General features: G+C 44.8%; 12 protein-coding genes and 1 other annotated feature. Of the genes, 4 read left to right on the forward strand and 8 right to left on the reverse strand.

What is annotated here, in order from left to right:
* Positions 1-13 precede the first annotated feature (13 nt).
* The 4 genes from trpD to L3V32_RS09430 form a co-directional block, all read right to left on the reverse strand.
* Positions 14-1,024: an anthranilate phosphoribosyltransferase gene (gene trpD / locus L3V32_RS09415; RefSeq protein ID WP_152811983.1), complete on the reverse strand. Its 1,011-nt coding sequence runs from the start codon at positions 1,022-1,024 to the stop codon at positions 14-16.
* A 37-nt stretch (positions 1,025-1,061) separates the two neighbouring features.
* A complete protein-coding gene (locus tag L3V32_RS09420) occupies positions 1,062-1,670 on the reverse strand; it encodes an aminodeoxychorismate/anthranilate synthase component II (protein ID WP_046874475.1) in 609 nt (202 codons plus the stop codon).
* A 5-nt stretch (positions 1,671-1,675) separates the two neighbouring features.
* A complete protein-coding gene (locus L3V32_RS09425; protein ID WP_237284177.1) occupies positions 1,676-3,253 on the reverse strand; it encodes an anthranilate synthase component 1 in 1,578 nt (525 codons plus the stop codon).
* Between the two features lie 126 nt (positions 3,254-3,379).
* Positions 3,380-3,483, reverse strand: a sequence feature (Trp leader region).
* The gene (locus L3V32_RS09430) at positions 3,430-3,555 is read right to left on the reverse strand and encodes a trp operon leader peptide (RefSeq protein ID WP_005394819.1); all 126 of its coding nucleotides are present in this window, start codon (positions 3,553-3,555) and stop codon (positions 3,430-3,432) included. It overlaps the preceding feature by 54 nt.
* Before the next feature lie 95 nt (positions 3,556-3,650).
* On the opposite strand from L3V32_RS09430, the gene L3V32_RS09435 reads away from it, so the two are divergent.
* A complete protein-coding gene (locus L3V32_RS09435) occupies positions 3,651-4,508 on the forward strand; it encodes a PHP domain-containing protein (protein WP_005394817.1) in 858 nt (285 codons plus the stop codon).
* A 185-nt stretch (positions 4,509-4,693) separates the two neighbouring features.
* A complete protein-coding gene (locus L3V32_RS09440; RefSeq protein ID WP_005376791.1) occupies positions 4,694-5,314 on the forward strand; it encodes an L-threonylcarbamoyladenylate synthase in 621 nt (206 codons plus the stop codon).
* Between the two features lie 104 nt (positions 5,315-5,418).
* Here the strand turns inward: L3V32_RS09440 and L3V32_RS09445 are convergent, their stop codons facing one another.
* On the reverse strand, positions 5,419-6,129 hold the full coding sequence (locus L3V32_RS09445; RefSeq protein WP_047009985.1) for a calcium-binding protein: 711 nt from the start codon (positions 6,127-6,129) through the stop codon (positions 5,419-5,421).
* A gap of 547 nt (positions 6,130-6,676) precedes the next feature.
* Here L3V32_RS09445 and rluB point away from each other — a divergent pair.
* A complete protein-coding gene (gene rluB, locus L3V32_RS09450) occupies positions 6,677-7,615 on the forward strand; it encodes a 23S rRNA pseudouridine(2605) synthase RluB (protein ID WP_005376798.1) in 939 nt (312 codons plus the stop codon).
* A 186-nt stretch (positions 7,616-7,801) separates the two neighbouring features.
* On the opposite strand, the gene L3V32_RS09455 is transcribed toward rluB, so the two are convergent.
* Together L3V32_RS09455 and yeiP are read right to left on the reverse strand one after the other, a co-directional pair.
* Positions 7,802-8,122, reverse strand: coding sequence for an HI1450 family dsDNA-mimic protein (locus L3V32_RS09455; RefSeq protein WP_005376800.1), 321 nt, complete (start codon positions 8,120-8,122; stop codon positions 7,802-7,804).
* A gap of 2 nt (positions 8,123-8,124) precedes the next feature.
* Positions 8,125-8,691: an elongation factor P-like protein YeiP gene (gene yeiP / locus L3V32_RS09460; protein WP_005376801.1), complete on the reverse strand. Its 567-nt coding sequence runs from the start codon at positions 8,689-8,691 to the stop codon at positions 8,125-8,127.
* Between the two features lie 194 nt (positions 8,692-8,885).
* Here yeiP and L3V32_RS09465 point away from each other — a divergent pair, with 194 nt between their 5' ends.
* On the forward strand, positions 8,886-9,653 hold the full coding sequence (locus L3V32_RS09465) for a hypothetical protein (protein WP_012841624.1): 768 nt from the start codon (positions 8,886-8,888) through the stop codon (positions 9,651-9,653).
* Here the strand turns inward: L3V32_RS09465 and L3V32_RS09470 are convergent.
* Positions 9,650-12,013, reverse strand: a complete 2,364-nt coding sequence (locus tag L3V32_RS09470) for a DNA polymerase II (RefSeq protein WP_237284178.1) — start codon at positions 12,011-12,013, stop codon at positions 9,650-9,652. The genes L3V32_RS09465 and L3V32_RS09470 overlap by 4 nt on opposite strands.
* Positions 12,014-12,267 lie beyond the last annotated feature (254 nt).

The raw sequence follows: 12,267 nt of genomic DNA on the forward strand, positions 1-12,267 counted from the left end.
CTTCTTCAATTCCTTAAGCGTGTGCGGCAAGTTGTTGTACCAATTGGTACGCCTTGCCTGAATTCATTGCCTCAATCGCTTGTTGCGTGTTGGCTTTTAAATCTTCGTGGCCGAATAGACGCATTAGCAGAGCAACGTTCACCGCCACTGCGCCCAATTGTGCGTCTGTACCTTTACCCGTCAGGATATTGGTAATAATCGCTTTGTTTTCTTCAGGATCACCGCCTTTGATCGCTTCTAGCGGGTGCGCATCTAAACCGAAGTCTGCAGGCGTTAGTTTGTATTCTGTGATCTTACCGTCTTTGATTTCGGCAACGGTTGTTTCACCGTGAATCGCCACTTCATCCAAGCCACTGCCGTGTACTACAGCGGCGCGCTTCATACCCATTTGTAGCATGGTTTCTGCGATAGGACGAACCAGTTTTTCACTATAAACGCCCATCAATTCGATGTTAGGACGAGCAGGGTTAATCAGTGGGCCAAGAATGTTAAAGATGGTGCGTGTTTTCATGGTTTGACGCACTGGCATCGCATGACGCACACCACCGTGGTATTGAGGTGCAAATAGGAAAGCAACACCGATATCGTCGACCGCTTTGCGTGTATCTTCTGCGCTCATAGCTAGGTTGATACCAAATGAATCAAGAAGGTCAGAAGACCCCGATTTGCTTGAAACGCTGCGGTTGCCGTGTTTTGCTACTTTTAGACCACATGCTGCAGCAACAAACGCCGCAGTGGTTGAGATATTGATGGTGTTGTGGCCGTCACCGCCGGTACCTACGATATCTGCGAAATCGTAATCTGGGCGAGGAAATGGGTTTGCGTTTGCCAGCAGTGCTTTTGCCGCACCCGCAATTTCATCCGGTGTCTCGCCTTTGATTTTTAGTGCAGTCAGTGCTGACGCCATTAAAATTGGGTCTAGTTCTCCACGGATAATGATGTCGAATAGCTGTTGGCTCTCTTCCTGAGTAAGCGATTCTTGCTCGTACAGTTTGGTAATAATAGGGTTGATGATTGCTTCCATATTTCCTCTCCTAAATTTCTTATGTGCCAAGTGCTTTTTAAGCAGTGAGTGGATTCGCTGAAGTTTGTTCTTCAAGTGCCCATTCAATGGCATTGGCCAACAGTGTCGCTCCGTAGGTCGTCATAATAGATTCCGGGTGGAACTGGAACCCGCAAACTTTATCTTCTTCATGTACAACAGACATCACCAAGTCATCCACTTCTGCCGTGATGGTTAGACTCTCAGGAATCTTGGTCGCAACCAGCGAGTGGTAGCGTGCAATCGCAAGTGGTGATGGTAGGTTTTGGTAAATCGCATGGTTTTGGTGCTCCATCATAGAGACCTTACCGTGAATGATTTCACCCGCGCCAGCGACGGTGCCGCCGTACGCTTCAACAATCGCTTGGTGACCAAGACAAATACCGATCATCGGAACTTTGCCTTTCATGCGTAGGATAAGTTCTGGCATTGAGCCTGCCTCTGACGGTGCACCAGGGCCTGGCGATAGCAGAACCACTGGGTTTTCAAGCTCGTTTACCGCTTGTTCGATGGTTTCTGCTGGGATGTTGTTTCGGTAAATCTTGACTGAGTGACCTAGCGAGCGGAATTGATCCACAAGGTTGTAGGTGAACGAGTCAAAGTTATCGATGAATACGATGTTCGCCATGTCTGCTACTCCTTGTTCGTAGGTTGAGAATGCGCTGCTTGAATAGCAGAGATTACCGCTTGTGCTTTACCGCGCGTTTCGTCTGCTTCCGCTTGTGGGTCAGAGTCGAACACAACGCCTGCGCCTGCTTGAACTTGAGCAATGCCGTTCTCAACGTAAGCTGAGCGAATTACGATACATGTGTCGAGTGTACCTTCGCCGGTAAGGTAACCCACAGCACCGCCGTAGCTACCGCGTCGTGCGCCTTCTACATCGCGAATCAACTGCATTGCACGAATCTTTGGTGCGCCAGTGAGCGTGCCCATGTTCATACAAGCTTGGTATGCGTGCAGGGCGTCTAGGTCTTCACGCAGTTGACCAACCACACGAGATACTAAGTGCATTACGTGGCTGTAGCGGTCGACTTTTAGTAGGTCTGCTACGTGGCGAGTGCCAGCTTGAGCAATACGAGCGACGTCGTTACGTGCTAAGTCAACCAACATCATGTGTTCTGCGTTTTCTTTCATGTCGGTGCGCAGTTCAAGTTCGATGCGGCTATCTAGGTCGAAATCGATCTCTCCATTCGGGCGTTTACCACGGCGACGTGTGCCTGCAATTGGGTAGATTTCAATTTGGTTGGTGTCGGTTTCGTACTTAAGCGCGCTTTCTGGTGATGCGCCAAACAAAGTGAACAGCTCATCTTGTATGTAGAACATGTAAGGGCTTGGGTTACTTTGTTTCAGTTCTTTGTAAGCCGCGAGTGGAGAAGGGCAAGGTAGAGTGAATCGGCGAGATGGTACAACTTGGAACACATCGCCTTTCACTACGAACTCTTTTAAGTCGCGAACAGTTTGGCAGAAGTCTGCATCAGACACGCTAGGCTCTACCGTTACATCTGTTATTTGCTCTGCATTTGGCAGCAGTTTTGGCGCTGCGCATTGTGCACAGATTTCTGCAATACGAGTCTCTAACGCTGTTTTCTCTGAACCGTCAACAAACAACGTCGCTTGAAGCTGGCAAGATTCCGTTTGATGGTCGACAACAAGTAGTGTTTCCGCGACGTAGAAAACGTAATCTGGACATTGATTGGTTGCTTCTGCATTACCAAGCGGCTCGAAGTTTGCGACTAAGTCGTAGGCAAACAGACCACCAAGGAAAATAGCGTGTTTGTCTTGCTGTGAAATCTCAAAACTATGCTGAACCAAACGTAGCGCATCGAAAGAAGAGGCTTCACGTAGGCGAGAATCTTCATCTAACGTGTCGCATGGCTGGCTAAACTCCAAAGTCAGCGTTTCGCCATCGAACTTACTTTCAACGTCACCACGGATGTTCTGGTTTAGGTGAGACAGTAGGTTTTTACCGTTGTTGGTTAACGCCTGCATGTTTACAGTGTGGCCGTAACAAACGATGCGCACCGCTGAATCTACGATTAAAAGTGATTTTAGATTCTGTTTCGAATCAATTTCAGCGGATTCGAGAAGCAAGCTATCTCTTTTGTTCTCACAAATGGTATGGAACAAACGTGTTGGGTCTTGAGTGTAAGGAACCGAAGTCTTTAATACTTCTAGGCATCCAAGTTTCTTGATTTCTATGGCCTTATTCACAAGACCTCCTTGTAGCTGTCTAAATCTTCCTGCCGTACATAGTCGCATAAAGCAAACGTTCTCCCAATCTAGAGTTAGCCATATTCGATTAATGTTTAGGCAGTTGAATGTGAAATGAGCAACAAAACAAAAAAGCCCGCTTAAGTAGCGGGCTTTACAACGTTTGGTTCTATAAACTAGAAGTATACGTTTGCCCACCAAGAACTAGTCCAAGTGCGCCACCAAGCAAGATCTGATGAGTTTGTCTTATTAAGACAAACCGCAACTTTCGCTTTTTGGTTTTGGTTAAATTCTTGTAACATGGTGAACCTTAAATTACGTACTTTGTATTTGTGCACTAGTTAACTAGTGCGAGAGTAAAAAGTCAACCCCAAAACAGCATTAAAACGATAAAAATATGAGAATTGATTTACATAGTCACACCACTGCATCGGACGGTCGGTTAGAGCCTAAAGATTTAGTGGAAAGGGCGCTGAGTTTTGATATCGAGGTTTTGGCGATCACTGATCACGATACGGTTGACGGCTTGGCGTTAGCCAAGCAACACGTTCAAGACAATAATTTGCCGATCAAAATCATCAACGGCATTGAGATATCGACTGTCTGGCAAAACAAAGACATTCATATTGTCGGTTTGAATATCGATCCGGAAAATGAACAATTATCCGCCCTCATCGAGCAGCAGAAGCAGCACCGCATAACAAGGTCAGAGTTGATTGCAGAGCGACTACAAAAAGCAACTCGGGAAGGTGTGCTCGAAGAAGTAAGGCAGATCGCCGGTGATGCGCCTGTTACGAGAGCGCACTTCGCGAAATGGTTGGTGGATAATGGTTACGCAAAAACCATGCAAATGGTGTTTAAAAAATACCTAACGCGTAATAACCCAGGTTATGTACCACCGAATTGGTGCTCGATGAAAGATGCGGTTGATGCTATCCATGCTGCTGGTGGTTTGGCGGTATTAGCGCATCCTGGAAGATATAAGTTGACAGCGAAGTGGATTAAGCGTCTTCTAGCAGCGTTTGTAGAAGCAAACGGCGATGCGATGGAAGTTGCACAGCCGCAGCAAGCGCAACAAGAAAGGCGCAACTTGGCTGATTATGCTATACAATACAAACTATTAGCGTCTCAAGGCAGTGATTTTCACTACCCATCCCCTTGGATGGAGCTAGGAAGGAACCTTTGGTTGCCCGCAGGCGTCGAACCAGTTTGGAAAGATTGGGGTATTGATCCTTCGTTGGATATATCAAAGTAACCTCAAAGCGTGGGTTTCAGCATCAAATAACTGGAAAGTGTATATTGGGTATTAATGTGGCTTTCCTTGTCGTTGGAACTGAACAACACTTTGAATCTTGAAGTCACTTGATAAAACACAACAAGGCGGCATTCAAGCTCCACATAAGAATATAGAGCCGAGAGGCTCGATAATGAGGAATTACAATGAGCCAGTTTTTTTACGTTCACCCAGAAAACCCACAGGCTCGCTTGATTAATCAAGCAGTAGCAATCATTCGTAACGGCGGCGTTGTGGTGTACCCTACCGATTCAGGGTACGCACTTGGCTGTCAGTTGGAGAACAAACAGGCACTGGAACGAATCTGTCAGATCCGTCGTCTGGATGATAAGCATAACTTTACTTTATTGTGTCGTGATTTGTCGGAGCTTTCTCTATATGCGCGAGTAGATAACTCTGCATTCCGACTACTGAAAAACAACACACCAGGTCCTTACACCTTCATCTTCAAAGGCACGAAAGAAGTGCCGCGTCGTTTGATGAATGCAAAACGTAAGACCATCGGTATCCGTGTTCCAGACAATCAAATTGCCTTGGATTTGTTGGAAGCATTAGGTGAACCGATGATGTCTACGTCGTTGATCCTACCTGGCAGTGACGTAACAGAGTCTGATCCGGAAGATATTCGCGATAAACTAGAACATGCGGTTGATGTGATTCTTAATGGCGGTTACTTAGGTGAACAACCTACGACCGTCATTGACTTTAGCGAAGGTGAACCTGTTGTGGTGCGTTTGGGATCAGGTGACCCGGCACCATTCGAATAATTCGATTAATAGACGTACACCACCGTCAAACAAAATAGGAGGCATCGCGCCTCCTATTTTAGTTTCTTATTATTGCGTATCTCAGCGAACTTCGCTGATTGAGATTAAGCGAAATCGAAAATGTCGATACCATTTTGTTCAGCATAGTTGATGTATGCAGAGCTCACGCCGTTTAATGTTACTTCGACATTGTATTCATCACTAGAGAATACTGCCCAGCCACACTCATTATAAGATAAAGTCAGATCATCCGCTGAATCCAAAAACGTATCTCGAATGCCATCATTGTCGGTGTCTCTGCCCATATCGAAGACAAGTTTGTCATGAAAAATATTAAAATCGACAATATCGGCTTTAATATCAATATCGTTGGAGGATACAGGTTGATCCGGTACACCAATAGCCAGGCGGTTTGTAAGCACGAAAGTGTCGTCTCCACAGCCGCCGCTCAGTACTGATTCACCATCGCCAACGACGAGCGTGTCGTTACCCCAACCCCCACTCAAGTAGTTGTTGCCTGAGTAATCAAAAATTGTATCATCGCCACAACCACCAAAGAGCTTGTCATTTCCTAATCCGCCCGATAGGAAGTCGTTGCCAAAGCCGCCAGAAACAAAGTCGTTCCCTCGGCCACCGAGCAAGGTATCGTCTCCCCAGCCCCCGAAGACAACATCATTTCCTCCGTATCCTACGAACTTATCATCACCACAGAAGCCGAAGAAAATATCGGTTGTTTCAGACCCTTTTGTACCGGTCATATTGTCATCTTGAGATGTCCCAAAAATCCAATTTAGGTCTAGATTTAGCATAGACATTGTTCTATTCCTTTTTGTCTGATTTATGCCAATCGCCGAAAATGCAGAGCCAATCTAGCTAGTTAAAATACACGATAACGTTAGTGTCATTTTTAATAGTAAATAGTGACTTACCGATGTTTCTTGTCTTGCTATGAGTGCTCATTTATCCACGATGATTGGTATTACTTAGCAGCAAACTGGGACTGTTTATTCTTCGTTGCCTTTAAAGCAACACGAACAGTAAACACACCCCAAGTGGTTATCGTTGTAACCCTGACAATTTTATCAGGTACTGCACGGCTAAAGTGGCTCGAGAAGACCGATATTAGTGGGATTCTCGCTTGGCAATATCAGCATTAAGTAGGAAAAAAGTTGCAGAATAGAGTAAATATTTTCGATGTTTTAAAGTGAATTTTTGGTGTGGAGAATGGCGCCGATTTAGCTTACATTAACTGAGAAAGTTACGTATAATGTCGGACCGAAAAATCCCACTGAAATGGGTAATTAGCAAAATACAGACCAATCCTGGTCTAGACGTCTGTGAAGACGACACATAGGTAGATAAATGAGCGAAAAGTTACAAAAAGTATTAGCACGTGCTGGTCACGGTTCTCGTCGTGAGATTGAATCGTTAATTAAATCTGGTCGCGTTAGCGTGAACGGTGTAGTCGCTAAGCTTGGTGAAAGACTTGAAGACGAGAGCAGCGTAGTTCGTATCGATGGTCACATTGTCTCTGCAAAGATTCAAGAAGAAGTGATTTGTCGTGTACTTGCGTACTACAAACCTGAAGGTGAACTGTGTACTCGTCACGATCCAGAAGGTCGTCGTACTGTTTTTGATCGTCTGCCAAAAATTCGTGGCTCTCGTTGGATTTCAGTTGGTCGTCTGGATGCGAACACTTCTGGTCTTCTGCTTTTCACAACGGATGGTGAACTGGCGAACCGCTTAATGCACCCAAGCCGCCAAGTTGAACGTGAATACCTAGTACGTGTGTTCGGTGAAGTAACTGAACAGAAAGTTCGTAATCTAGTAAAAGGTGTTGAACTGGAAGACGGTTTAGCTCGCTTCGAAGATGTTGTTTACGCGGGTGGTGAAGGCATGAACCACACGTTTTACGTTGTTATCAACGAAGGTCGTAACCGCGAAGTTCGTCGACTATGGGAATCGCAAGAGTGTACCGTTAGTCGTCTGAAACGTGTTCGTTACGGCGACATTTTCTTAGACAAGAAACTGCCGCGTGGCGGTTGGATGGAGCTTGACCTGAAAGAAGTAAACTACTTGCGTGAGCTTGTAGAGCTTCGTCCAGAAAAAGAAACCATGCTTGATCTGAACAAAGACAACACGTCACGCAAACGTGAGCGTGCACGCAGCCAAAAAATTCGTCGCGCAGTTAAGCGCCATGAAGAGCGTGTTAACACGCCAAAAGGTCGCAGTAACAACCCTTCTCGTCGTAAGCCGAAGAAGACTGCTGGTGACCAAGGCGCACGTAACAAGCATCGTTAATCGATAGCAAAACATCAGAAAGGCTTGCCAATTCGGCAAGCCTTTTTCTTATCTGTTACATAACAAAAGGATCTAAAGCCGATATAGAGCAGGGGACTTTGGATAAAAAAATATCTCAGCTAAACAAAAACAACAGATAAAAAATACCAGCACTAGGCTGGTATTTTTGTTCATGATGAAGAAACGTTAATCGCGTTTCCAAAGCATATGGCAGAACTTATGTTCAGGGTCTCGGCTGATTAGCATACGAGCAAATACGTCATCAAGAACGTCATTTTCCTCATTTACTAGGCCGATACGAACCTCTGCATATACTTCTTTGTCGATCTCGAAGCCAACATGTTCAACCCAGTCATCACCAGTTTCAACAAGTTCTGCGGCACCACGATCTTCAAATTGCGCAGTAAACAGAATCACGTCAGCAGGCTCTAGATTATCTGGAGCCATTTCAAGGAAAATGTCGTACGCTGCGTCGATGACGTCGTCGTAAGAAATCAAATCAGACATGCTTATGCTCGGCTCATGTATTTACGTTCAGCTGTGTTAATGATAACACGGTCACCAGTTGCAATGTACTCAGGAACCTGGATGACAAGACCTGAAGCGAAGCGTGCTGGTTTAGTACGAGCAGATGCAGAAGCACCTTTGATTGAAGGGTCAGTTTCTTCAATCACTAGCTCAACAGAAGATGGTAGTTCAATACCCACAGCAGCACCGTTAACAAGAATAATGTGGATACCTTGTGTATCTTCGTTGATGAACAGCATGTCGTCTTCAACTTCATTGTGCTTGAATGTGTATTGTGAGTAGTCTTCGTTATCCATGAAGATGTGCTCATCGCCGTCAGCGTATGAGTACACAACTGCACGTTTGTTCATTTCTACCGTTTCAACAACGTCATCAGACTTGTAACGCTCATCTACACGTGCGCCCGTGTTTAGATCTGTACAACGCATTTTGTAGATTTTAGCGCCGCCACGACCGCCAGGAGTCGTTACTTCGATGTCTTTAACTAGAAGAGTTTTACCATTAGACTCGATTGCGAAGCCTTTTTTGATTTCACTTGCCTTTGGCATTGTATATTCCTATTCATACTTATTAAGCAAAACTCGGTGATTATAGCGCTAAGTTAGCCGCCTAGCATTAAAATTCATTGCAGAAATTTGTTGTTACTCCCATGACTAAACACCTGAATGGACTTGATTCAGTGAGTCGGCTAAGAGAACATATAGTCCAACTTCTTGAACCATCTGAGAACACGTTTTAAGTCATGTCTCTGCCTGTTATCGATCCTAAACAACCATTTCAACCAGAGTTTGCGCCTTTAATTAGAGAAGTCACCGCTTGTCTCAAAGGTGGACTGGGGCAAAACTTACACAGCGTTTATGTGTATGGTAGCGTCGCTCGCAAAACAGCGGTCGCTGGGAGGTCGAACTTAGACCTGGTTGTCGTTACTCAATCATCCTTTGAGCACAATCGCGCGACTTTGCTCAACACAATTAAGTGGCGTGCGCAGCAGAGTTACCCTCAAGTTAATGGTGTATCGGTCCGTACAGCCTTAGTGAGCGAAGTAGCTAATTTAGATAGTATTTTCACTTGGGGCTTTATGCTTAAGCATTGCTGTGTCTGTGTTTATGGTGATGATCTAGCAGACTGTTTTGGTGATTACGTCCCAAGTTGGGAAATTGCTAAGCACTGGAATATGGATGTGGAAGATTGGATTACGGTGTATCGCAAAAAAATCGTACAAGCGAAGACGATAGAAGAGCAGGTGGCCGCCCAGCGCGTGATTGCTAAAAAGTTACTAAGAGCGTCATACTCTTTGGTGATGTATCGAGATAAACGTTGGTTTGATGACCCTATACAATGTGGCAAGGTATTCTTAACTTATCATCCTGAAAAGCAGCTTGAGATCGAGCGGCTAGAAATTTTACTTTCTGGCCGGGGTATTCCCAAGCGTTCTGTTATCGGGCTAATTGATGCGTTTGGTGATTGGTTAGTCAAACAGTACCAGAAAACAGAGTTTCGTATCGGTTAAAACAACCCCATTTGTGGTGCTGAAAGCCTGTCAAAATCCGTCCCAATGAAAGGGAGAATCGCATCTGCAACGGGTTTGAGTTGTTTATCAATGTAATGTTGATAATCAATCGGACTATTGAAGTACTCATAAGGTTCAGGACCGTTCACGGTTATAATGTATTCAATTCGTCCTTTGTTTTGATACTGTAATGGGCGTCCAAGCTTGGCATTTATCTCATCCGCTAAACGAGCTGCACGCACTTGTGGCGGGACGTTCTTCTGATACTCATGCAGTTTTCTGCGCAGTCGCTTTTGATACACCAACTGTTCATCAAATTCACCGTTGTTAGTTTTCTCAACCATCTCTCGGACATAGTCGCTTGGATCTTCACCATGGAAAATCATGCTATAGAGTGTATTTTGAAATTTCTGTGCTAACGAGGTCCAATCAGTACGGGCACTTTCTAACCCTTTAAATACAATCCGTTCTTGCTCTCCTTCACCGATTAAACCCGCATAGCGCTTTTTCGAGCCAGTTTCTGCGCCACGAATCGTTGGCATAAGGAATCTGCGATAATGGGTTTCATACTCGATTTCCAACATAGATGTTAGGTTGTACTCAGAACGCAGGTGTTCTTGCCACCAAGAGTTGATGTAATCAACTAATTGATTTCCAACAGCGTCAGCTTCTACTTGACTGTATGGTCGATTCAACGACACGAATGTGGAATCCGTATCGCCGTAAATCACTTGATAGCCTTGCTCCTCAATCAGCACCTTAGTTTGCTTCATGATTTCATGTCCGCGCATGGTAATACTAGAAGCTAACCGAGTATCAAAGAAACGACATCCCGATGACCCCAGTACGCCATAAAACGAGTTCATGATGATTTTGATTGCCTGAGAAAAAGCTTTTTCATTGTTCTTCTTTGCAACATCACGTGCTGCCCAAAGCTTTTCAATCATTTCTGGTAAAAAGTGTTTCGTACGATGGAACTGTCCACCGCGAAAGCCAGGTACTGCTTTATCATCTTCTTTACCAATATCGAGTAATAACCCCTCAACCAAACCCATAGGATCAATCAAGAAAGAGCGAATAATCGATGGGTATAGACTCTTAAAGTCCAACACTAAAACGGAATCATATAGGTTAGGGATGGAGTCCATCACGTAACCGCCGGGGCTCGCAATCCAATTTTCTGGGTGTAGGTTCGGGGCAACATAGCCTGCGCGGTGTATTTGCGGCATGTATAAATTAGTGAATGCCGCTACCGAGCCACCGACACGATCCAGTTCTACACCAGTGAGGCGAGAGCGTTCAATTGCAAAGTCGAGCAGGTGAGTGTGATTGAAAATCTTGTTCACCAACACGCAGTCTTGTAAGTTATATTTAGCCAGCGATGGTTTGTCGGAGCGGTACATACGATTGATCTCATCCATACGGTCATGAACGTTGTGGATTTCTTTACCTTCCCCCAAGAGTTCTTGAGATACAGACTCTAATGACCAAGACCGAAAGTGATAAGTCGCCGTTTTTAACGTATCGATACCGTCCATTACAACTCGCCCGGGAATGGAAATAAACCCTTGTTGGCTTTGAAATGAGCTTCTGAAAAAACTGGCTTGGTCTGCTCTGCCAAGCATGAGTTTCATGTTGTGCCATTCTGCTCGTTTGTGTAACAGACGAAAGTCAAAATCAATGACATTCCAACCGACAATGACATCGGGGTCGAATTTTTTAAACCAATCGATGAGTGCTTCTAGAAGCGCCTTTTCATCCTGGACCCATTGTATTGGTGTATCCGAAGGTTCTGGTTCTCCGATCATGATAACGCGGGAATCCATGAGGCTGTCTAATCCGATGGAGTAAAGAATGCCTTTCTCAGAGCATTCTAGATCTAACGAGACAACGTTTAACTTCGGCTCATATTGCCCCGTACGGCATTTTGCGTTCTGGACGCGTTGGTAGCCATTGGTACGAGTCACATTGCCTGTAAACTCAATACTGCCTTTAATAAAACGCTCCATGAGGTAGCGATCGGCGAGGCGAATATCACTTTCGTAAGTGGTGATATCATTTTGAGCGAACGTGTCTTTAAGTGTGAGAGCGTCTCTGGTTACGTTGGTATAGCATGCAGAAAGAGGCGTATGTTCAAACGTTTTGAGATCCAAAAGGCGGATGTCGACGGGTATGTTTTTTTCTCGCGCGAGTGTTTTTGCTTGCTCTGAGTGTTTCTGAGCGATGAAAAATACTGGCTTCTCACCATTAATAATTAACTGAGTAGGACCTGCTTCTGTCGAAAGCCACAGCTCGATTTGAGTTTGACCTTTGATGTCTCGTGCCTGTCGAGTAAGCAGAAAGCCTTGTTGGATATTCAAATGTGAGAAACCTTAGAAAACTTGAAGAACGCTAGTTTAACATTAAGAACTGTAAAAATAACCAGTAAAGAAAACGGTTCAAATTTTTGCTGGAATTAGTGATTACAAGTTAGCCTTTGGTGCAAGAGGGATAGTGTCATTTTAAGTTATAGCGTGTTTCTCTGGGCAATATGAAACCTAGTTACTTGATTTATTGTACTTAATGTTGTTAATTGTCTTTTCTTAGATTTCGGTTCTGCTCATCACGCTCTAAA

The organism is Vibrio sp. J2-4, assembly GCF_021728155.1.
Lineage (GTDB): Bacteria > Pseudomonadota > Gammaproteobacteria > Enterobacterales > Vibrionaceae > Vibrio > Vibrio diabolicus.

Excerpts from the sequence above, each read along its gene's own strand:
- L3V32_RS09445 (WP_047009985.1), bottom strand. The coding sequence starts at position 6,129 with ATGTCTATGCTAAATCTAGACCTAAATTGGATTTTTGGGACATCTCAA.
- L3V32_RS09435 (WP_005394817.1), top strand. The coding sequence starts at position 3,651 with ATGAGAATTGATTTACATAGTCACACCACTGCATCGGACGGTCGGTTA.
- L3V32_RS09420 (WP_046874475.1), bottom strand. The coding sequence starts at position 1,670 with ATGGCGAACATCGTATTCATCGATAACTTTGACTCGTTCACCTACAAC.
- L3V32_RS09465 (WP_012841624.1), top strand. The coding sequence starts at position 8,886 with ATGTCTCTGCCTGTTATCGATCCTAAACAACCATTTCAACCAGAGTTT.
- L3V32_RS09430 (WP_005394819.1), bottom strand. The coding sequence starts at position 3,555 with ATGTTACAAGAATTTAACCAAAACCAAAAAGCGAAAGTTGCGGTTTGT.
- trpD (WP_152811983.1), bottom strand. The coding sequence starts at position 1,024 with ATGGAAGCAATCATCAACCCTATTATTACCAAACTGTACGAGCAAGAA.
- L3V32_RS09455 (WP_005376800.1), bottom strand. The coding sequence starts at position 8,122 with ATGTCTGATTTGATTTCTTACGACGACGTCATCGACGCAGCGTACGAC.
- rluB (WP_005376798.1), top strand. The coding sequence starts at position 6,677 with ATGAGCGAAAAGTTACAAAAAGTATTAGCACGTGCTGGTCACGGTTCT.
- L3V32_RS09440 (WP_005376791.1), top strand. The coding sequence starts at position 4,694 with ATGAGCCAGTTTTTTTACGTTCACCCAGAAAACCCACAGGCTCGCTTG.
- yeiP (WP_005376801.1), bottom strand. The coding sequence starts at position 8,691 with ATGCCAAAGGCAAGTGAAATCAAAAAAGGCTTCGCAATCGAGTCTAAT.